The following is a 20,738-nucleotide window of genomic DNA, read 5'->3' as shown; positions in this document are numbered from 1 at the left end:
TCGAGCGGCGGCGTACTGATGCGCGACCGGCTGGTGAAGCGGGTCGGCGAGGCGGCCGCCGGCGGGTTCGTGCTGGCCATCGGCGGACTGCTCGCGTGGATCCTCTCGACGCAGGTCGACTACGAGCTGCTCTCCTCGCCGCTCATCGCCCGGCGGTTCGCGGAGGCGTTCTTCCTCGTCGTCCAGATCGTCGTGATATCGAGCCTGCTGTCCGTGACCCTCGGCGTCTTCGTGGGGCTCGGCCGCATCTCGACGTCGAGAATCACCGGGCGGATCGCGAAGGGATACGTCGAGTTCTTCCGCGGTACCCCCCTTCTGTTCCAGTTGTTCGTCATCTACTTCGGCGTCCCGCGGCTGTGGGCGACCGGGGAGTTCCCGTTCCCTGACTGGGCGCTCCCGGCCGCGATCATCGGGCTCACGCTGAACCACGGCGCGTACGTCGGCGAGGCGATCCGCGGCGGGATCGACGCCGTCCCCGACGGCCAGATGGAGGCGGCGCGGTCGCTCGGGATGTCCCGAGTGATGGCGCTGCGCGAGGTCGTGCTCCCGCAGGCGTGGCGGAACGCGCTCGCGGCGATCGGCAACGACCAGATCATCCTCGTGAAGGACACCTCGCTGCTGACCGTCATCGCCGTCCCGGAGATCATGAGCGTGTTCCGAAACATCAACAGCAACCAGCTCGACCCGTGGACCCCGCTCGTGTGGGTGTGCGTGCTCTACCTCGTCATCACGATGTCGATGAGCCAGCTCGTCAACGGACTGGAGCGCCGCTCCGACTGGGGGTCGGACAGCCGGATGTTCGGTCGGCTGTCGGGGCTCGGGTCCGGCGGCGACGCCGACGGGGGTGAGGAGGCGTGACCCGTCCGCTCGTGGAGTTCGACGGCGTCGACAAGTCGTTCGGGGACACGCAGGTGCTGTACGACGTCGACCTCTCCGTCGACGAGGGGGAGGTGGTCGTCGTCATCGGGCCGTCCGGCTCCGGGAAGTCGACGCTGCTCCGGTGTACGAACCGATTGGAGGAGATACAGGCCGGCGACATCCGGCTGGACGGGCGGTCCGTCATCGAGACGGACGTGAACGAGATCCGCCAGCAGATCGGGATGGTGTTCCAGTCGTTCAACCTCTTCCCGCACAAGACCGCCCTCGAAAACGTCGCGCTCGCGCCGGAGAAGGTGAAGGGCCGGCCCGAGGCGGAGGCGAGAGAGGCTGCGGCGGAGCTCCTCGACCGGGTCGGCCTCGCCGACCAGGCCGAGTCGTATCCGAACGCGCTCTCGGGCGGGCAACAGCAGCGCGTCGCCATCGCCCGGGCGCTGGCGATGGAGCCGAAGGTGATGCTGTTCGACGAGGTGACGAGCGCGCTCGACCCCGAACTCGTCGGCGAAGTGCTCGACGTGATCGAGGGGCTCGCGGCCGACGGCATGACGATGGTCCTCGTCACCCACGAGATGGGGTTCGCCCGGGAGGTCGGCGACCGCATCGTCCTGATGGCCGACGGCCGGGTCGTCGAGCGGACCGAGACGGCGTCCTTCTTCGAGGAGCCAGGGACCGAGCGCGGTCGACAGTTCCTCTCGCGGCTGCTGTAGGGTCTTTCACGGCTGTTATCCGTCCCTCGCGGCCGTTGTCGGTCCCTCCGCGTCGAGTTCAGAGGTCGGTGACGACCTCGACGCCGCGCGCGTCGTACTCGTCCATGGCCGCGAGCCGCCCCGACACCTCCGACAGCGACAGTTCGTCGGTGACTAACGCGGCGGGGTCGACCTCGGTCGCCTCGATCAGCGCGAACAGGTCCGGATAGCTCGTCGGCGGCATCCCGCGCGAGCCGATAAAGGAGATCTCCCAGCGGGTCATCCAGTCGGTCGGGAGCGACACCTCACCTCGCTCGGCCTCGGTCGTGAGGCCGACCTGAACGTGGGTGCCGCGCGGCCGCAGCGACCGGACCGAGTTCCGGCAGGTCTCGGCGATCCCCAAGGCGTCGACCGACACGTCCGCGCCGCCGTCGGTGCGGTCGCGGACGCGCTCGGGGACGCTCCGCGAGTCGGCGTCCGTCGGGTTCACGGTCGCGTCAGCGCCGGAGTCGGTCGCCAGCGCGAGCGCGTCGTCGTCCACGTCGACCGCGATGACGCGCGCGCCGAGCGCCGCGGCGACCTGGACCGCGGAAAGGCCGACGCCCCCGCAGCCGTGGACCGCGACGGCGTCGCCCCCGCCGACGCCCGCCCGCTCGGCGAGCGCGTGGTACGCCGTCATGTATCGACAGCCGAGCGCCGCGGCGGCGGTCGCGCCGAGCCACGGCGGGCGCTCGACGAGGTTGTAGTCGGCCGCCGGGACGGCCACCCGCTCGGCGAACGCGCCCTGTGCGTCGGGCTCGAACCCCAGCGCGCGCCCGTCCTCGCAGACGTTGCCGGCCCCGCGACGGCAGTACGGACAGGTGCCGTCGCCGAGCGAGAAGGGGACCACGACCCGGTCGCCCGGGCGGAACCGGCCGACCTCGTCGCCGACGGCGACGACCTCGCCGGCCGGTTCGTGGCCGAGGATCTGGCCGCGCGGGACCCGGTCGTCGGCCCACTCGCCGTGGCCCGCCCACGCGTGCCAGTCGCTGCGGCAGACGCCGCAGGCCTCCACGCGGACGACGGCCCCGTCGGGTGTCGGCTCGGGGGCCGGCACGTCGCGGACCGCGAGCGGCTCGCCGTACTCTCGCAGGATCGCTGCGCGCATACGACCACACACCGGCGGACGGGACAAAGTTCTCTCGCCGGTCCCGGCCGCTCCCGGCTCTCGACCACTCCCGATCGGGGCCGGCGGCTTCGCACCCGAGCCGGCCGCGGGACCGCCCGCACCTATTATTTCGCGTGTTTTAAACTTGATCTAATCGTATGACACGCGATAGTCGGGTAAGGTTTATATCGGTCGGATAGACTCGTTGACACGTGTCGGAACGAATGGAACAGCGCCCCGGGATCGCGTACCGTCGTCCCGGGGGCGACGCCTCGCGGTTCGTGGTCGAGGCCGCCGGCGACCCGCGCCTCGACCTGCCGGACCGACCGGACGGGGGGTGGCTCGGCTGCGTGGCCGACGAGGACCGGGACCGGCTCCGCGCGGCCTTGGAGACGGGCCCCGTCGACGTCGTGTATCGCGTCGAGAGCGGCGCGGGGTCGCGGTGGATCCACGAGCGCGGCCGGGAGGTCGACGACGGCGACGTGGTCGGCTACCTCTTCCCGGCGGACGAGCGCGTCGAGCGCCGCCGCCGGCTGGAGCGCCAGCGGGAGCGGTTAGAGGAGTTCGCGAGCGTCGTGTCGCACGACCTCCGGAACCCGCTCTCGGTCGCGGTCGGGAACATCGAACTGGCGGCCGACCTGGCCGGCGACGGAACGACGGAGCGGTTGGACCGCGCCCTCGACGCGCTCGACCGGATGGACGACCTCATCGGCGACCTCCTGACGCTGGCCCGGGAGGGGGAGACGGTCCGGGCCGCCGAGCCGACGGAGCTGCGGTCGGTCGTCGAGCGGGCGTGGGACACCGTCGGCGAGCCGGCCGACGCCGCGCTCGTCGTCGACGGGCCGCTCGGCGAAGTCCCGTGCGATCCCGACAGGCTCCGTCAGGCCTTCGAGAACCTCTTCCGAAACGCGCTGGAACACGGGACGCCCGACGGCGTCGACGCCCTCTCCGGTCCGGCGGAGGGAACGCCCGGAGACGACATCGCATCGGGGACCTTCTCGACGGCCGGGGAGGGCTCGGCGGAGGACGGAGCGACGGGCGCACCGGACAGGCTGGACGCGGCGGGGCCACCGGACGCGGCGGTCCGCGTCCGCGTCGGCCCGACTGACGACGGGTTCTACGTCGCGGACGACGGCCCGGGGATCGAGGCCGAGGAGCGGGACGCGGCCTTCGAGCCGGGACACACCACCGCCCCCGACGGCACCGGCTTCGGGCTGGCGATCGTCGAGCGCATCGCGGCGGCGCACGGCTGGGCCGTCTCGGTGACGGAGAGCCGGGAGGGCGGCGCGCGGTTCGAGTTCGCCTGCGACGAGTCGCTCGACGCCGGAGAGTCGGCCGAGAGCGAGCCGAACCCGACGCACAGCGCGTGAGCGGCCGCGGCGCGCGGCCGGGTACCGGTCACATGAAGTCGGTCAGTCCGGCCTGATCGTCGTCCCCGTCGTCGGCGTCCTCGTCGGTCGCCGGCGCGTCGTCGGGGGCGTCGGCCGCCGCGCCGCCGCGGTCGGACTCGGCGGCGGTCGGCGCGGAGTCGTCCACGGCGGAGCCGTCGCCGGCGGCCTCGTCGTCGCCGTCGGCCGCGCGCCCCGCCCCGCCGAGCGCGAAGGCCCCGTCGGCGTGTTCCTCGATGAGTTCCTCGCGGCGGGCCTGCGCGTCCTCGACGACCGACGCGACCTTGTTCGTCGACTCGCCGGATCCGGTGACGAAGGCGACGCCCGCCTCGTCGAGGTCGTACGCCGCCGCCATCGCGACGGTCAGTTCCCTGGGTTTACAGTGGTGGGTGACCGCTTCGAGGAACGGCAACACCTCGCGGCGCGCGGTCGCGACGCTACAGCCGCTCGCGGCCGCGATCTTGCCGACGACCTCGTCCGCGGTCGCGTCCGACGACGACCAGAACTGCGGGCGGCCGTACCGCGTCCACCCGCCCTTCTCGCCGTCGCGGGCGGCCGCGACGCCCGCCGCCGCGTTGTCGGTCGCGTACCGCCAGTAGCTGTAGTTCTGCGTGGCGCGAACCCGGCCGAGCCACACGTCGGCGTTCGCGAGGAAGTCGTACGCGCGGACCGCCTCGGTCGGCTCGTACACGTCTAAGACGTTGTTCTCGATCCACGCCGCCAGGTCGTCGGGCGTCTCGTCGACGGCGTAGGCGGACTGGAGCGCCTCCTCTCCGGACTCCTCTTTCAACACGGCGTCGAGGAAGGGGAACAGCCCCAGCGCCTTGTCGCGGTCGCCGGTGACCACGTCCGCGACCGTGATCGAGTCGCGCCCCTGCGTGGCGGCCTGGAGGTCGTTGACCGCGCCGCGAAGGTCGCCGCGGTTCCCCTCCGCGATCTGCTGGAGGGCGTCGGACTCGAACTCGATCCCCTCCTTGCGGCAGATGTCTCGGAGGACGGGAACGATCGAGCGCGCGGAGACGTCGCGGAACTCGATCTCCTGGGTGGCGTTCCGGAGCCCCCGGGACATGTCGTAGTAGTCGTTGGCGATGAGGACGATGGGCTGGCCCGACTCCTTGACCAGCTTCGTGATCGCCGAGGCCCCGCCGCGGTCGTAGTTGCCGTGGATGTTGTCGGCCTCGTCCAAGACGACGAGCTGGCGCGAGGCGGTGTCGCCGCCGGCCGCGCCGCCGCCCGCCGCGCTGCCGCCGAGCGTGGCGTTGCGGGCGGCCCGCCCCGCGAAGCGCTCGATGACGTCGGCGGTGCGCTGGTCGGAGGCGTTGAGTTCGACGGTCTCCCACCCCATGTCGTTCGCGAGCGCGTGGGCCGCGCTCGTCTTCCCGACGCCCGGGCTGCCGTGGAGGACGACCGCCTCGTGATGGTCGTCCCACGAGCGGGCCCACTCCGCGAACGCGTCGCGGGCCTTGTCGTTGCCGCGCACCTCCGAGAGCGTGCTCGGGCGGTACTGCTCCGTCCAGTCTACCAAGGTATACACACCTCGTACACATTATTTTTATGTATCGAATCCATAGCGTGAGTATGCCTCGTGTTCCTGTGGTAGTTCCGCCCGAACAAAAAGAACGCTGGTCAGACTACGCAGAAGGGCATAGTGAAGTAGATAATGTGTCCGACCTAGTGCGAACTTCAGTTGAACTGTATATAGCACAGGAAGGAGACGAAGATGGATGGTCAGAGGAAGAGCTAGATACAATTATTGAGTATCTGGATAGCATAGAGTCTAGAACGAACACCACTCAGGCAATCCTAGAAGATTTCCGTGCTGAATCCCCCGACACTGAATCCTTAGAGGAGTACATCACATACCAAAGAGCCTCCATACAGCAGGTAGTGAAAGAGACGATTCAAGAGGAGTTGAGTGGTGAAGAATGAGACGCAGAAGAAATAGACAACCACCATTAGAGCGCTATTTCTCCGATTTAGAAGCAGATTACGCAGAGAATACAATCCAAAACCGTAGAGTGGCACTTCGGCAGTTCTTCGAGTGGGCTTATATGGACGATATTGAAGATATCACAACATATGTCCCAGAAGAGATTCACATCGAGACCCGTGATATTGAAGATTTCCGTAGAGACCTTATAAAAATGGATTACGCTCCGAGGTCTATCCAAGACAAACTCTATGCCTTATCTCACTTCTGCCAGTACTGCGAGAAGCGTGACATCGGACACATAGATGTAGATATCACAGACACAAAAGCAGACGACTTGAAGGGGAATGTAATTGATTCAAAGACAGACAAGAGGTATATCGAGAAAGAGGAGTTTGAAGAGATTCGTAAGTCTGCTCGGAATCTACGGGATGAATTGCTCATCCAGCTTCTGTGGGATACTGGCGTAAGGGCATCTGAGGCAATTAAAATCAAGAAGAGCGACATAAACTTTGAAGAGCAAAAAATCAAGGTACAGAATGCGAAGGAACAGAAGAACACAGAACAGACAGACCGCCCTGTTTACTACTCAAAGAGACTCTCTCTACTACTTAGAAAGTGGATAAACAACGGACACAGAGAGTCCTATATGTATACAGGCTCGGAGAAAGATGAAGGACACTTGTTGGTCACCAATCAATCTCCACGAATGGCTGTAAACCGTGTCAACGAGATAGTGAAAGAAACTATCAAACGCTCTTCAGTTGATAATGAGATCCTCTATACGGATGTTTCAGGTGCTAAGCGGCACAAATATACGAGTCACGCATTTCGTCATAGCTTTGCTGTTCATCGAGTTAAGCAAGGTTGCCCAATCATCTACTTGCGAGATATGCTAAATCATAGCACAATAGAACAGACCGAAGACTATCTGAGATTCCGTGATGACGATATCAAAGAAGCATATCGTAAGTACAGTCCCTGACTGAGAATATTTGAATAACCCCCAACCCCCCTCCCCTTAATGCGCTCGCACACACAGGCGTGAACAGAACAGTACTCTGACTGTATTTTACCATCCAATAAACTGGTTTTAGGGGTTAGAAATAACACCCAAAATAGTGGATATATTGCTCATATAGCACGGAGACCCCATCTAGAACCTTCTATTAGCCGCTCTACCGTCAGAATCTACTCTCAGATGAGGGTATATTAGGCGAAGATCTGGTTGAAACCCTGAAACCCCATCTAGAACCCACAGTTAGTCTCTCTACTACCAGAATCAGAAATAAGAAATTTTCCCGTTCTGTTTCCACACCTAGCTGTGTAAATCAGAAAAAAATCGGGTGAGCGTAGCGAATTGGTATTGTATGTGTGTGCGTGTTGTGGAACACTAGTTGTGTGTCGAAGTGATAGTGAAATGTGGGGAAAACGAGAAGGTGTTAATCCGACTTCCATAGAGAAGGTGTTGGGCAGGATTTTGGTGGTGTTTTTCTGGTGTTTTGTTGGTACAAAGTTTTGACAGGGTTTTTGGGTCTTTTATAGGTTCTTTCCACCAGCCTAAATAAGACAGCAAGATATTGTGGGGTGTGGTAATTACCATACCCTTGCCACACCCTTTGCCACACCCTTAATCAATAAACAGTTCGAAGATTGCCACACCTACCATACCTTTTCAGCAGGGGTATAATATATCATAATATATGCGTGTGTACATTAGCTAGCGTTCCCCCCATTCCCCCTAGATTCCCCGTATATTCCCCCTAATATTCCCCCACCAAATCGACATACGGAGCTGTTGCGTTCCCCCTATTCCCCCTTTCTAGCAGGGGTATAGTATATATGTATATAACACGGGCGTAATTGAAGACGACTTTCCGAATCTGACGGTGAAATCACGGTCAGATACGCTTCTACTTCCAGAATCTGAAAATATACGCACGCACGCCAACGCACATAACGCACGCATATTGTACTCGCTCGGTTCCCCCCTCCCCCTCTGTTCAAACTTTCCCAGTACCTAACTACTCGCAGAGACATTCTCTCCTATGAGTATTCCGTGGGTCGAGTTTGCGCAGATTTCAATTTCATTTGCTCTACTTGCTGTGACAGCGGTGTATACCTATTTTACACATAAGAATAATCAGCAGTTGAAAAAGAACCGAGAAGCTGATTTCAGACCTGTATTAACCCCATCAGTCACGAATCACGACGGAGTAAATCACTTTTTCCAGATAGAAAATACGGGAAAGGGGTCAGCACATAATATCCGAGGTGAGTGGTGGATTGATAGCATCGGAGAAAAAAAGAAGTGGCATATGTCAACACTAGTTGATGGAGAGAGACAAGCATTTGGGCTTCCTTTCGGAGAAAAGAATATTGTAAGTGCAATAGGAGAAATCAAAAATAGGATTGACGAAGAGGATACCTTGTATGTCAAGTTTTGGTATCAGGATGGACTAGGGAATAAATTCTCTCCTGAAACTGAACCGATGGCAGAGTATGAAATAGACCTCGTTCAGGTACTGGACAGTTGGGCTGATTCAGAGGGGTTTGGAACGCAAGATAGCGCTGTCCTCGAAGAGCGTCAAAATGTTCGATGAGGTTAGCTAATATTCATACTCTATAACAGTCTCACCGTCTTCATTTTCAACGATAATTGTGTCTCCACTATTGTTCCAGACAGCACCTCCTGAACCCCAGTAGAGTTCTGTATCCGAGTCTGAACCGCTACCTGTGTATACTGTAACTGATTCTCCTGCGCCTAGGGTAAATCCAGACGGGACGGTATAGGTGTGGTCAGCAGAATCAGATATCGTCCAACCGCCCATATCCAAGGACGAACCACCAGTATTCTCGAACACAATATATTCATCATCTAGATTCTCGTGGTCGTTTCCGTCCGCATCTGCGTGGACATTAGCCACTGAGAGACTACCACTTCCAGATGAATCAGAGGAGCTGTCCTCTGTCGGTTCTGTGTAGCCCCACGCACCTTTCTCAGCATCACGAGCCTGTATCTCTGTCAAGTCAAACTCGGCTCGTTTAGAGAATTCTGAGTCATACACTCTCGCATACCCTTCTTCGAGCAGACGGAGATTGAACGAGGTGTCAGCCTCTTCATCTTGGTATGCGTATACAAGGAGCCTATCAAATGACCCACGCCGATCCGCTTCCTCGTCTACCTCTATGTATATTTCTGAGCCAGTTGAAACACGCTCTTCAGCGAATGATGTAGCTTGACCGCCCCAATCTGCTAGCCAGCGTCTTGAATCATCTGAAGTAGGAATTTCTTCCCAATCTTCTGGAGCAGTCTCTGAAGCAGATGTTTCTGGGGTATCAACTCCAAGAAGTCGGATTGTATCTGTAGAGCCGTCTGGCATCCGAACATCCATCGTATCCCCGTCCACTACATCGGTTACAGTAACTGTCCACGCTGTCTGTTCCTCTACAGAAGTAGAGTCCGATGAATTCTCTGTAGTATCAGCGGAATCAGTTCCTTCTCCCGTGTTTTGTGATTCAGTAGAATCCGTGGTAGACCCATCTGATGAGTCGGTATTGTCTCCTCCTGATGTTGTTGAATTCGTATTTGTATCTACTTCTGGCTGTTCCGTAGTTTCTGGTTCTGGGGTCTGTGCGGTATCTGATGGGAGCATTACAGTACCAGAGACAACCCCTGCAAGAACAATCACAGCAAGTACTCCAGTACTTATTTCAGACAAATCAAATCGGGTTGTAGAGGTGATAGCATCGGTAACATATGGACGGCTCATAGGATGCGTGAGTAATCCAGAGAAGACTAACAACGACCCTCCAAGCAAAGCCCTGACGCCAGCAGAAGACATCCAGTACAAGCCTGCCAAGACGAGAATAGAACCCGATAGATGGGGGAAAACTAAACGGATAGTATCCACCTTACTGTCGGTCATACTGGACGAAAGTAGTAGGAGAGATATAATGTTGTTGCGCTACAAAAACAGAAAGTCTCAGCTAAACCGAGTAGACGATTTGTAACACAAGTCGACTAGAATGTACCAAGAAACGGTCTTGTACAAGGCTAATAGTCCAGAATACAGATAATTTTGGACGGTTCTTCTAGGAAAGTCGATTAGATTTCACTAGAAAAGACCTTTGCTGTTATATCCTTCGCAGACCTCTTGATTTCACCAGCATTCGGTTCATCAATCACTACGCCATCACCCTGAATCAGCAAGAACCCATCATCCTCAAAAACAGTAAACGAATCAATTGCGTCTATCATCGACAACGCAGTTTCAACTGAATTAACACGCTTCTTACCCAGACCGATAGAAATGTATATTTCATCATCTACAGAGACAACATCTGACTGATTACATATTATAGCGTCACCATCCATCCGCAGTATCTCTAACCCGCAATCGAAGAGTAAGTCGGCTAGCTCCCCAGAAATTCTCTCATCTGTATCTAACTTTACCTCCACATTGCACCATATTTTGTTATCATTCATAGGTTAACACCTAGATACCCAGTAGAGGACTCGAACCTCAATCTATCACCCGATCTGGGTTAGCGTTTGAACCAATCACACAGCTACCAAATCAATCCCACCACCAACAGCGTCAGAGTCATTTTCGACCACCTTAGTAGCCCACTCAACCTCCAACTCTTTAGATTCCTCATAGGCATCCTCAGACTGCCCACATTTGTGAACCAGCCAGTCAGGGATGTCATCAGCTGAACTCCACTCGATACCCTCATCAGACAACTCGGAGTGGAACACGACACCCAATAACTCCCATTCCTGATTCAATTTGCTGTATAGCTTATCCTGTAAGACCTCAAATTCCTCCGTCTCAGCCTCTTTAGCCATCAATTTCCGTGCCTTGTACTTTCCAAATGTGCTGTCGAGGTCTATCTTTTTACCCAAGACCTTCCGCATTAACTGCTCTACTGACAATTCACGAGGGTCATCCGTTTCCTTAATGTGCTGTTCCTCAATTTTTTCCCGTGCGGAATCAGATTTAGTGAAACGACGGCTATTGGACGCCCACATTAATGCGTAAAATCGCTGTAGAGACTCTGAAGCATCTAAAACAGACCCCTCACGATTTAGCTCTTTACTGATGTACGAACCAACATAAGCACCCGCAGACTGTAATTCATCGGACTCAGAACGCACCGACACACAGCCATTATCGTGGTCTTCGCAACGACCGTGTTCTGACGCCTCGCATTTGCGACACTCACCATACTCCACGACAGTGTCATTTATTTTTTGCTCGTCCATATCTACCATCTTGTGAGCCTCCTTAGATGCCCACTCATTATTAGCCAGATAGCTATTTATCGCAGGTTCATAGTCGCTAACACTCATATCCTGTTCGTGAAAAACTGCTATGTGGAGATGTGCGTAACCCGACTTGAAGGGTTCATATAACTTCAAATAATCCCATTCAGTACCACGAAATAGATTATCTAATTGATGGTAGAGATTTGTCCACGCATCTTTGATACTGTCTAAGTGGTCCATAGGCGGTCTAAGACTGCCATCTTCATTCTTATACGATGCTGTGACGGTTAGCATCGAGACATTAAACGAGTTCATATCAGACCAACTGCGCTCTAGTTCCATTATCTGTGCGTACTGCTTTTTCATATAATCACGACTAAAGCGGTGTATCTGGTCGATAGCAAGCCTCTTCGCATCAATCTGCTCCTCCAATATTATGGTACGATCCTCAGACTCCTCGATGTACTGAACCCACTCGTCAGTAACTTCACTCCAACTCTTAGGAATTACATTACCATTTTGATACCAAACTGCCTCAGACCTTACTGACTTTTCCTTATCTGAATTAGTTAAATCCACTCTAGAAGTGCTGTATGTCTTATTATCCTCACTTACAGACTTATTCCGAGGATGCCAAGAAGATGGAGTCTTAGCAGACATAATAATCACCCCAATTATGGCTATATGTACAACTAGAAGCTCCAAAACAATCGATTCCAGTTTTCAACCAAAAAGTTACTACAAACGCAGTAACATATTTAGTGTAAGAGAAACAAAGTACAGTTGTCTTACTTCCTGTACTGTGTCCCTCCTTCCGAGGGCTTTTCATAACTCATTAGATTTATTTATCTCATTTTATTTGAACTTACAATAACCAAATATAAACTATACTATATATCTTTTGTTATACGATTGTCTATATCTGTATGTTGTAATTGACGATACTCAATAAGAAGCCACAAAATGACCCAAATAAGAGAATTTCTGAAACTATTTGACCTAGACCACTACTCAGGAGATGGAAGCGCAATATACCGCAAATATAGTTACTTCTCGTATGTAGACATTTAACTTAGACAAATACAACAAACATCGAAACAGCGTAACATACCACTCCGCTACAACACAGCTACCGCAGAGAATGGTCATCCCCTCAAACGCCGTGGAGGCTCTCACTCAGACGCCGTTCGGCTCCGTGGGTTCCAGCGCCTGTAGCGCTGTCACCACCGCAAACCCAATTAATTGGGTTAGTTCCCTTCCTCCGTCTCAAATACCTCCTCTAGGCAGTCAATACACATCTGTTGCGCTGTCAGAAAGTGACGGATGATGCGCTCCTTCTCAATATGCTCCTCATATAGATGGTCAACACACAAATCCAACACCTGCTTCATCTGGCGAATATCCTCTCTGTCGGGAGTCGTTCCAGGGGCAATAGTATCCACTTTTTCTAGATGGTCGCAACCTTGAGATTGTAGGGCTTGGATTGCGTTGTTGACGGTCTGAATCTGGTCGCAGATGTTACGGCTATACTCCCTACCCAGTTCGTAATCCGCAATCCCCTGACCGTATTTCCCCATCAGTCATCACCCAGCAAGACGCCGAACAAGTCCTGTTGTTCCAATTCCTGATACTCCCCAATCAAAGCTCGTTGCATCATCTCATCCATCTGCTCCGAACAGATGTCTGCTAACTCCTGCATCCCCGTATCTTCCGAATTAGCCTGAACCTGAATATCGTAAGCCTGCATCCGAATCTGATTTCGTCCAGTTGTTTCGTTTTCCAGACTTTCAATCCGCTGTTCCAAGTCCTCTACAGATGTCTCTACGGGGTCTTGGGTGCTATCAGGGTCGTCCATCTACACCACAAGGTAGGTGATCAGGATACTTATGCGCTCCTCCGAAACAAGGTAGTGTGTATATTATATGTATGATTAGCATTACTGCTCCGTCCAGTCGGCCATTACCGGAGCAAGGAGCGAGCCGCGTTTAGTGGTTGCGGAGCGTCAGTCGTTCGCTTGGTTTCGAGACTGTGTGCCGACCACCACCGAGGGTTTAATGACGTTCCCGGCGAGTCAAAAGGCACGACCTGAATGCGGTCGTTCGTTTCGTTGATGACACAGCTTGATGACCGGATTCTCGAACAATTAGCGTCCGACGGTGCCGCGACCTCGTGGGAGGTCGGATTCGAACTTACCGGCACGGTGAGTCCCGGGCGGGTGACCAAGCGCTGTAAGGTGTTGGTCGACGCCGAGCTTGTCGAGCGCGAGGACCGCGATATCGGCTTCGATCGCGTCGAGACCTACTGGTCGATCACGACGTGGGGCCAGCTGTATCTGAGTGAAGAAGTCGATCCCGGACTCGACGTTCCTGAGCCCGGTCCTCGTCCGCCTCATGCTACTCGGCCGGGTGAGTGGGCAGGATTCTAATCAGATTCGATGATAGCAACAAATAATTAACTTGGCTGAATATAACGGTAATAAACATGTCTACTACCTCAGATATATCGGTGAGCATTGAAGCACAGCTACTTAATGAGTTAGTTCAACCAGCGTTGGTATTGACGCAGGATTCTAATGCGGTTTTTCGATGGCATGAGGATAAATTGAAGATCGCAAATGTGGATGGCGCAAACACCATCAAGATACACCAAAGCATAGATTCTACGGAGTTTGAATCATACGAGTTGCGTGGTGGTAGCTACTCAATTGGTGTTAAGTGTAATAGGCTAAGCAACATCCTAGACTCGTTATCTCCAACGGATACTGTTTCACTTTCTATCGACACCGAGACCAACGAGATAGCAGTTGAATTTGACCAAGGACAATATGGAATGGCTGGTGTTGATAAAAGCACTATTAGAGAACCTAGTAAAAGCGATCTCGCACACAGTGTTACCTTACACATTCACAAAAGTGCGATTAACCAAGCCCACGATATAATCGGGATGGTATCTGATCGAATTGAGATCGATGTTACAGAAACAGAGATAACGTTCTCTGGTAGGGGGGATACTGATAGGGCAACGATTGGTCTATCAACAAAAACCGATGACGGTGATCTCGCTCAAGATGAAGTTTTATATGAGAATCCGGTCTCGACGCCGATAGTGTCAAAATACGATAAAAGGTTGATTGGAGATCTAAAAAAGTTCATTCCCAATTCGCACATCAAGGTGAAGTTGGCAGAGAATCAGCCTCTAGAGGTACTCACGAAGCGGGCAGATGAAAAGATAGATACGCAGATTGTAGTAGCACCTAAAGTCACCCCTTAGAAGATCAACTTTCCAAGTACTGTGATTAGTACGACTATCAGAGGAATCAAGCCAACTCCAAGTTGGTGACCGGTGATATCTATTGTAGTCTGATATTTACGGTTGATTTGCTTAGCACCAACCCAGATCGAAGCAACTGCCGTCCCAATTACTACTATAGAATATGTGGAGAGGAGTGGGTTGGTAAGCAGCACATACCAAGTTGATAGAGTCCAGGTCAGAGTGATTAGTAGGAATGCCTGTGACAGTCTTTTCTCCGCCCAGTCCACTCTGTCCTGCGCCAAGCCAATATATGCTTGCTGTCGACTACTAAACCGATCAAGGTCAACCAATTCATCAGCTCCTACACTCCTGATTAAATCAGAGTAGAGGTCAGCATCTGACTCTCCCTCCGAAATAATATTTGAAAGCTCATCCACTTTCTCTTGTGCTGTTGGGAAGTATAGTAAGAGCAGCCCTGCTGAAAAGACAGTAGTAAAGATAGCAGATTCAGCGATACTAGCCCTTCGTAATAATAGAAAGACGTTACCAGCCACCGCAGTAAAGAGTGCGATTACAATCTTTTGAATCTCATTAGTTGTACTTGTCGTGGCGTTTGACAAGTTGTTTGTAACATCCCCGATAAATACTTGTGCGTCTTGAACGGCCCCACTAAGCTCAGTGAAATTTCCCTCGATAGCGTTTTGCTCCAGAGATTGGTAGTAATGCTCGATCTCGTCAACTTGATCTGGAATCGACCGGGGTGACGAACAATGTTCGACAATTGCTCGATGCCATAATGATCGATATGGTTCACGGGTACCCCTCTCAAGAAATACTGTATAGAAATCATACAAATCTGATAGAGTCTCAGAATCCATACTTTCGGAAAGAGAGAGAGAATCTTCTATCTCCTTTTTTTCGGAGGAAATAGTAAAAGAGAGCTTATGGGGTTTTACCGTTGTTTGATCGGATATGCCGGAGAATACTCCATAAAGAAAAACTGGCTGAAACAGGTTTCTGAGTTCTGAAGATGTGAACAATTTGGATGGTAGGGGCGGATTGCGAACAAATATGTCTTCAACCTCCTTAAATAGGCCAATATATTGGTCGCGATTTACTTCCCAATCCGAAGTTGATATTTCTGTAATCTGGTCAATGTCTACTGTCTGAATATAGCCCGAAGAGGTCTGAATACCATTCTGTCCACTCAGAAAGACAAATACCGGTGATTTTCTAGGTGTGAACAAGGAGTTAACAACCTCATCAACTCTTGTATCTCTTATCCACTCTCTGAGATGTTTCCTATTTGACCAAGCACAAATATTCTGCTTTGTGGGGTCTGTCCCAAGTTGATCTGATATGTGGTCCTCAATAGTCGATTTATTTATTTGTAAGGATACATCTAACTCTCTCTTCTCTGGGTGTTCGATAGAAAATAATTCTGCGGACAAATCGTCAAACTGAGCATCAGAAATATAGAAAGACGAGGCCTTCCGAAATTTACTAAACCAATCACTGTCTTCTTGACTTTCCTTGATCGAATCGCCTGAAGGGACTTCCAGATCACTTCCTCTTAGCCGAAGAATCTGCGTGGGAGGAGAGTCGTTTTCGTAATGGAGATTTATTGTGAACGTCTGAATGTACTCAGTACACTGTGATATCCTTTCTAACAGGGTTTTTGTGTGTCCTTCACCTAAATCAACCAGAGTAAAATTGTAAGATATCCTCTGGCTATTTTCTTCGTTAGAGTCATTGGGGGGTAAGCCAATGAGATCACTCAGATCTAGCAGCCTATTGTTGTTCATTCTACTTTCTCTAATTGGTCATACGAGTCTAGATCAGGAAGGAGCTCTCGGTACCTCCCTTCTGAACCGTCATAGAACTTAATCTTGGGCTTATCTCCCGAGATGATAAGATGATATCCGGAGTCATTTTCAACGAGGAACACCCGTTCTCTCCGGAGTAACTCGCCGAGTCTCACATCAACCTCCATCCCCGCTATTTCAATAGTGATGACCGCGTCTTTCAATTCCGGATTAATTGCTCTTTCAATCTCATCAAATTCTTCTGTTGATGTTGGATCAGATAGGGGTTGGCTCTCTTCATCGCTATCAAGAGCATTTGAAAGTTCCTCGTCTGCTGTCATACTGGGTTCAAGATGTAGATATTGGTACCAGTGCTTTGGGTATCTTTGAGAACTCTGAGATTGATATACGCATGCCTGATTTTTTCTCACGTCTCCAGCTGGCGTTATTCTCGGGTAGAGAATTCCCTTCTTCAAATCCCCCTTAATCACTTGATCCATCTCAGTCAGTACCCGGTTTTCATCGGGCTCGTAGGCATCGTCCATAAATGGTGCTTTTATGAATGCCAATTGTGGACGCCCTCCCGTTGTTATATGTGCGATAAGAAGAAGTCCGGACTGAGCGTAGTCGGTTTGAAGGTACCAACTTGCCAATGTTTCTAAGTCTTCAGTAATATCCCCTGTCCGGTTTAGTACCGTGTCTAATAGGTCCTTTGTAGAATGACCATCTACATCTCTGGCGTCGTCTGCCTGCGGGGTAAAATCATGTACTCTAGCACTTTTTGAATCAACAAAATCCTTTCCAATCAGTCGACCAATCATCTTTCGAGTAACGTCTTCAACAGTACTGTAGTCCCCAATTTTGTCCTTCTCTATAATCCGAATTGTATTCGTTACAGCCTTCGATTCAGCCCGGCAATGAAATAGACCGATAGTATTGATTTCAATGGCCATTTGTTGTTGTTCTCAACAGCCTTTGGTAAATATCTGGTTGCTGAACAATGGATATCCATCAAGATGTGGGCTGCTTTATTTTATTACCACCTCAAACATCTCTATCTCCTTGTCGGTGAGAGCGTGTAGCTCGTAGATCCTCCCATCGAGCAGGTTGATCCCGATCTGCTCGCGCTTGTGTTTCGCGTTACCTTCGTCAACGAGTACATACCCGAGATCGATTCCGTCCACACTCGACTACGACTCTTCGTCAGACGGCGGCCGCTCCGAGAGCCGATCGAACCGATTCTGTGCCGATTCTGCGCGACTCTCCGTCTGCTCGGGCTCGTACGAGACAGAATCTATACGCCCCTCACTGAGAACCACCGAGAGAATCGCGTCAGCGTGCCGTCCGTCCGACGGGAGCCGTGAAACCTACAGCACCGCGTTCCCCACCTCCTCGCCGTCACATTCGAAGAACACGGTCGCAAGCCCGTCCTCGACGTTGTCGACGACCGCGGTGTACTCGCCGTCGGGAAGCTTGATGTCGGTCATTCGTAGCTCACCTCAAGGACGTGTTCCCCGTCAGCGTTCGAGAGTATCACTGTGTCGCCGGCGTTGTTCCAGATCGGCGACCCCGATCCCCAGTACAGTTCGGTGTCCGTGTCCGTGCCGCTCCCCGTCCGGAGCGTCACCGTCGCGCCCGCGTCAAGCGTGACCCCCTACGGGAACTCGTAGCTGTGTGACACCTCGTCTTCGACGGTCCACCCGGACAGATCGATCTCGGCTCTTCGCCCGTGTTCTCGAAGATCACGTACTCGTCGTTGAGGTTCTCCCCGTCATCGCTCTTGGCGTCCGCGTTGATCGTCGCGACCTCCAGCGCCGCAGCCGGATCGGTCTCGATCCGCTCGCGCTCGTGTTTCACGTCGCCCTCAGCGACGATCGCGTACCGAGCACGAGCACCTCGCCACGGTTCCGCCGGTGGCGACACGGCTGGCTCTTCAGGCGTGACCGATCACCGCAGCAGATCACGCCGACAGCACCACGGCTAACCTTTCGAACGAGCCGCGTAGAAGTTCGTATGGGACCGCTGAGAGTCGAACTCAGGTCATACGGACCCCATCCGCATAGGATACCACTACCCCACGGTCCCTGTCTGCGGTCGAAAACACGACCGACCGGTAATTAAGGACTTCGTTTCACTCGTCGTCCGAGTCGCGCGGGACCACCAGATCGCCGTCGTCCCGCACCGCGAGGCTCGCGATCGGATCGCCCTCGTAGACCGCCACCCCCTCCGCGCGACCGAGGACGTAGCCGTCGCGGTCGGCCGTCACCTCTCCGCGCTCCGCTCCGGTCGCGGCGACCACGTCGGCCAGCACGTCGCCCTCGTCGAACCGGTCGCCCGCGGCGACGCGGTGGCGGACCAGCCCGGCGACGTCGGTCGTCGGCCCGCGGTACCGGCGCACCGGGAAGTCGACCGGCGCGGGGTCGACGTGATCGCTCGGGTCGCCGACCGCGGCCGGAACGTCGTCGCCCGCGAGCAGTCCGAGTTCGACCGCGACGGCGAAGACGCCGGCCACGCCCGCGTCGACGAGCCCGTCGTCGACGACGCTGTGCGCGCCGAGTTCGGCGGTGAACGCCGGGATCCCGGCCTCGTTGAGGACCGCGCCCGCCGTCGACCGCTGGAGGTTCTCCTCGACGTACTCCGCGGCCGGGTACTCGCGCAGCGACGGGAAGCCGAAGGCGTCGACGATCCGGCCGAGTTCCGCCGACAGCGCGGCCGCCTCGTCCTCGCTCCGGCGGTCGCCGTACAGCACGCGGTCGCGGATGACGAACGGCTCGCTGCCGACGCCCGCGGTGTGACAGTCGATCAGCGCGTCGGCCGCGACGCCGTCGCCCGGGGCGTCCTCGGCGTCGACGCCCGAGCCCGCCGACTCGCCGTCGACCGGTTGGCCGGTGATCGCGGCGTAGAGCCGGGCGTCGATCCGCTCCTGAAGCTTCGGCGGCCGGGCCGACTCCGCGTCGGCGTCGGGGAAGTGGCGGTTCGGGTCCTCGTCGGCGTAGTACGTCTCGCGCGCGTTCCGACGCAGCCCCGCCGGGGAGACGACGGGCACCGCGACGACCGCGCCGGCGAGATCGGCGAGGGTGTCGCCGTCGGCGAGGGCCGCGACCGCGTCCTGAACGACCGCGACGCCGGTGGCCTCGTCCCCGTGAACCCCGCCGGTGAGCCACAGCGTCGGCCCGTCGGCCGCCCCGTTCGCGATCGCGACCGGGAGCCGCTCGGACGCGCCGGTGGGGAGGTCCGCGACGGACAGCCAGCCCCGGTCGAACTCGCCCGGGCCGGCGCTCGCGGTGCCGAGCGCGCGTCGGTCGGTCCCGCCGGTGTCGGTGCTCGCGTCGTCGCCGCCGTCGGCGTCCATACGCGGGACGGCGAGCGGACGATTATAAAAGGACGCGCTCCAGCGAGACGACCGCACCCGACTCGGCGTCGGGGTCGCCGACGACCCGGCCGAGACAGACCGCGACGCCGTCGGGCGTGAAACACGCGACGAGCGGCGGGTCGGCGTCGTCGCCGTCGGTCCGGCCGTCGTCTCCCGCCGGCGGGACGGCCGCGTCGTCGACGTCGATCACGCCGGGGGCGTACACGGGCGCGCCGGTCGCGACGTTGCGCGCGGCGGAGCGCGCGACCGTCACCGCGGGGAGGTGCGTCAGCGCGTCCTCGGCGGGGCGGACCACGTCGCGGAGGAACGCCTCGTCGCCGTCCTCGGCCCACGCGAGCGCGTCCACGAGGTCCTGAAGCGTCCGCAGGTCGCGGTCGTCGAACGGGTCGGTGGCGGTCCGTCGGAGGTGGCCCATGTGCGCGCCGACGCCGGTCGCGAGCCCCACGTCATGACACAGCTTTCGGACGTACGTCCCCGACTCGCACCGGATCCGGAGGAGGGCCTTCCGGTCGGCGACGTCCAGCACGTCGAGGTCGTGGACCGTCCGCGTGCGGAGCCGGCGGCTCACGGCGCTCTTCCGCGGCGGCTTCTGGTAGATCTCGCTCTCGAACTCCGCGACCACCTCGCGGAAGTCGGCCGGAGGCGACCCGTGGAGCTCCAGCACCGCGACGTACTCCTTGGTCCCTTCGAGGAACACCTGCGCCATGCGCGTCGCGTCGCCGGTCAGCGTGGGCAGACAGCCGGTCACCTTCGGGTCGAGCGTGCCGGAGTGCGCGACGCCGCCGGTGGGGGGGCCCTCCGGATCGAGCGCCGCGAGCGTCTCGTCGATCGCGTCCCGCACCCACGCCGACACCTGGTGCGAGGAGGGCCCGGCGGGCTTGTCGAGGTTGACGACGCCGAACCGGAGCAGCTCCGGCACCGAGCGCTCGCCGGGCGGGGCCCTGAGCGGGTCGTCGCCGCCCGCGGAGTCGTCACCGTCGGCGGGGGCGTCGCGGTCGGCGTCGTCGGG

The 20,738-nt window shown here is 56.1% G+C and carries 20 protein-coding genes, 1 tRNA gene and 2 pseudogenes; 8 read left to right on the top strand and 15 right to left on the bottom strand.

The features are described 5' to 3' along the window. Positions 1-18: 18 nt before the first annotated feature. Together C472_RS01845 and C472_RS01840 are read left to right on the top strand one after the other, a co-directional pair. Positions 19-858, top strand: a complete 840-nt coding sequence (locus C472_RS01845) for an amino acid ABC transporter permease (RefSeq protein ID WP_006628083.1) — start codon at positions 19-21, stop codon at positions 856-858. Next, the gene (locus C472_RS01840; protein ID WP_006628082.1) at positions 855-1,583 is read left to right on the top strand and encodes an amino acid ABC transporter ATP-binding protein; all 729 of its coding nucleotides are present in this window, start codon (positions 855-857) and stop codon (positions 1,581-1,583) included. Before C472_RS01845 ends, C472_RS01840 begins: the two co-directional genes overlap by 4 nt. Positions 1,584-1,641: 58 nt before the next feature. On the opposite strand, the gene C472_RS01835 is transcribed toward C472_RS01840, so the two are convergent. Further along, positions 1,642-2,709, bottom strand: coding sequence for a zinc-dependent alcohol dehydrogenase family protein (locus tag C472_RS01835; protein ID WP_006628081.1), 1,068 nt, complete (start codon positions 2,707-2,709; stop codon positions 1,642-1,644). Between the two features lie 224 nt (positions 2,710-2,933). Between C472_RS01835 and C472_RS01830 the strand changes: the two genes are divergently transcribed. After that, on the top strand, positions 2,934-4,079 hold the full coding sequence (locus C472_RS01830) for a sensor histidine kinase (protein ID WP_006628080.1): 1,146 nt from the start codon (positions 2,934-2,936) through the stop codon (positions 4,077-4,079). Positions 4,080-4,107: 28 nt separating this feature from the next. Here the strand turns inward: C472_RS01830 and C472_RS01825 are convergent, their stop codons facing one another. Next, positions 4,108-5,622 (bottom strand): replication factor C large subunit, encoded by a 1,515-nt coding sequence (locus C472_RS01825; protein WP_006628079.1) that lies wholly within the window; start codon positions 5,620-5,622, stop codon positions 4,108-4,110. Between the two features lie 53 nt (positions 5,623-5,675). On the opposite strand from C472_RS01825, the gene C472_RS16825 reads away from it, so the two are divergent. The 3 genes from C472_RS16825 to C472_RS16820 all read left to right on the top strand — a co-directional run bounded on the left by C472_RS16825 (position 5,676) and on the right by C472_RS16820 (position 8,630). Continuing rightward, the gene (locus C472_RS16825) at positions 5,676-6,026 is read left to right on the top strand and encodes a hypothetical protein (protein ID WP_152420585.1); all 351 of its coding nucleotides are present in this window, start codon (positions 5,676-5,678) and stop codon (positions 6,024-6,026) included. Next, positions 6,023-7,012 (top strand): tyrosine-type recombinase/integrase, encoded by a 990-nt coding sequence (locus tag C472_RS16125; RefSeq protein WP_082238218.1) that lies wholly within the window; start codon positions 6,023-6,025, stop codon positions 7,010-7,012. Before C472_RS16825 ends, C472_RS16125 begins: the two co-directional genes overlap by 4 nt. Before the next feature lie 1,063 nt (positions 7,013-8,075). Beyond that, complete coding sequence (locus tag C472_RS16820) at positions 8,076-8,630, top strand: hypothetical protein (protein WP_152420584.1); 555 nt, start codon at positions 8,076-8,078, stop codon at positions 8,628-8,630. 6 nt (positions 8,631-8,636) lie between these two features. On the opposite strand, the gene C472_RS16120 is transcribed toward C472_RS16820, so the two are convergent. The 5 genes from C472_RS16120 to C472_RS16810 all read right to left on the bottom strand — a co-directional run bounded on the left by C472_RS16120 (position 8,637) and on the right by C472_RS16810 (position 13,154). Continuing rightward, entirely contained in the window at positions 8,637-9,956 is a 1,320-nt protein-coding gene (locus C472_RS16120; protein ID WP_152420583.1) for a lamin tail domain-containing protein, read from the bottom strand. A gap of 179 nt (positions 9,957-10,135) precedes the next feature. After that, complete coding sequence (locus C472_RS16815; RefSeq protein ID WP_152420582.1) at positions 10,136-10,516, bottom strand: hypothetical protein; 381 nt, start codon at positions 10,514-10,516, stop codon at positions 10,136-10,138. Positions 10,517-10,591: 75 nt separating this feature from the next. Beyond that, positions 10,592-11,959, bottom strand: coding sequence for a hypothetical protein (locus C472_RS16115; protein WP_152420581.1), 1,368 nt, complete (start codon positions 11,957-11,959; stop codon positions 10,592-10,594). A gap of 587 nt (positions 11,960-12,546) precedes the next feature. Further along, positions 12,547-12,876: a hypothetical protein gene (locus C472_RS01815; RefSeq protein ID WP_006628075.1), complete on the bottom strand. Its 330-nt coding sequence runs from the start codon at positions 12,874-12,876 to the stop codon at positions 12,547-12,549. Next, on the bottom strand, positions 12,876-13,154 hold the full coding sequence (locus C472_RS16810) for a hypothetical protein (protein ID WP_152420580.1): 279 nt from the start codon (positions 13,152-13,154) through the stop codon (positions 12,876-12,878). Before C472_RS16810 ends, C472_RS01815 begins: the two co-directional genes overlap by 1 nt. A 255-nt stretch (positions 13,155-13,409) precedes the next feature. On the opposite strand from C472_RS16810, the gene C472_RS01810 reads away from it, so the two are divergent. Both C472_RS01810 and C472_RS16805 read left to right on the top strand, forming a co-directional pair. Then, complete coding sequence (locus C472_RS01810; protein WP_241432943.1) at positions 13,410-13,724, top strand: repressor phrH2; 315 nt, start codon at positions 13,410-13,412, stop codon at positions 13,722-13,724. A gap of 56 nt (positions 13,725-13,780) precedes the next feature. Beyond that, positions 13,781-14,569, top strand: a complete 789-nt coding sequence (locus C472_RS16805) for a hypothetical protein (protein WP_152420579.1) — start codon at positions 13,781-13,783, stop codon at positions 14,567-14,569. On the opposite strand, the gene C472_RS16800 is transcribed toward C472_RS16805, so the two are convergent. From C472_RS16800 to C472_RS01785, 8 genes and pseudogenes are all read right to left on the bottom strand, one after another. Beyond that, positions 14,566-16,356: a hypothetical protein gene (locus C472_RS16800; protein ID WP_152420578.1), complete on the bottom strand. Its 1,791-nt coding sequence runs from the start codon at positions 16,354-16,356 to the stop codon at positions 14,566-14,568. The genes C472_RS16805 and C472_RS16800 overlap by 4 nt on opposite strands. Then, the gene (locus C472_RS16795) at positions 16,353-17,309 is read right to left on the bottom strand and encodes a hypothetical protein (protein WP_152420577.1); all 957 of its coding nucleotides are present in this window, start codon (positions 17,307-17,309) and stop codon (positions 16,353-16,355) included. The genes C472_RS16800 and C472_RS16795 overlap by 4 nt, the downstream gene beginning before the upstream one ends. Before the next feature lie 75 nt (positions 17,310-17,384). Next, the gene (locus C472_RS17235) at positions 17,385-17,540 is read right to left on the bottom strand and encodes a hypothetical protein (RefSeq protein WP_161612601.1); all 156 of its coding nucleotides are present in this window, start codon (positions 17,538-17,540) and stop codon (positions 17,385-17,387) included. A 6-nt stretch (positions 17,541-17,546) separates the two neighbouring features. After that, a pseudogene (locus C472_RS01805) lies at positions 17,547-17,843 on the bottom strand (DUF3006 domain-containing protein). Then, positions 17,840-18,198: pseudogene (locus tag C472_RS16110) on the bottom strand (lamin tail domain-containing protein); the annotation flags it as partial. The pseudogenes C472_RS01805 and C472_RS16110, both read right to left, overlap by 4 nt. A gap of 172 nt (positions 18,199-18,370) precedes the next feature. After that, positions 18,371-18,441 (bottom strand) — tRNA-Pro (locus C472_RS01795). Between the two features lie 46 nt (positions 18,442-18,487). After that, positions 18,488-19,708, bottom strand: coding sequence for a succinylglutamate desuccinylase/aspartoacylase family protein (locus tag C472_RS01790; RefSeq protein WP_006628070.1), 1,221 nt, complete (start codon positions 19,706-19,708; stop codon positions 18,488-18,490). A 22-nt stretch (positions 19,709-19,730) separates the two neighbouring features. Further along, positions 19,731-20,738, bottom strand: a 1,008-nt coding sequence (locus C472_RS01785; RefSeq protein ID WP_006628069.1) for an RNA-guided pseudouridylation complex pseudouridine synthase subunit Cbf5, incomplete at its 5' end; no start/stop codon positions are given.

The sequence above is a fragment of the Halorubrum tebenquichense DSM 14210 genome, from assembly GCF_000337415.1.
GTDB classification, from domain to species: domain Archaea; phylum Halobacteriota; class Halobacteria; order Halobacteriales; family Haloferacaceae; genus Halorubrum; species Halorubrum tebenquichense.
The sequence above is the reverse complement of the archived record's forward strand: the minus strand, read 5'-3'. Positions and strand labels throughout refer to the sequence as shown.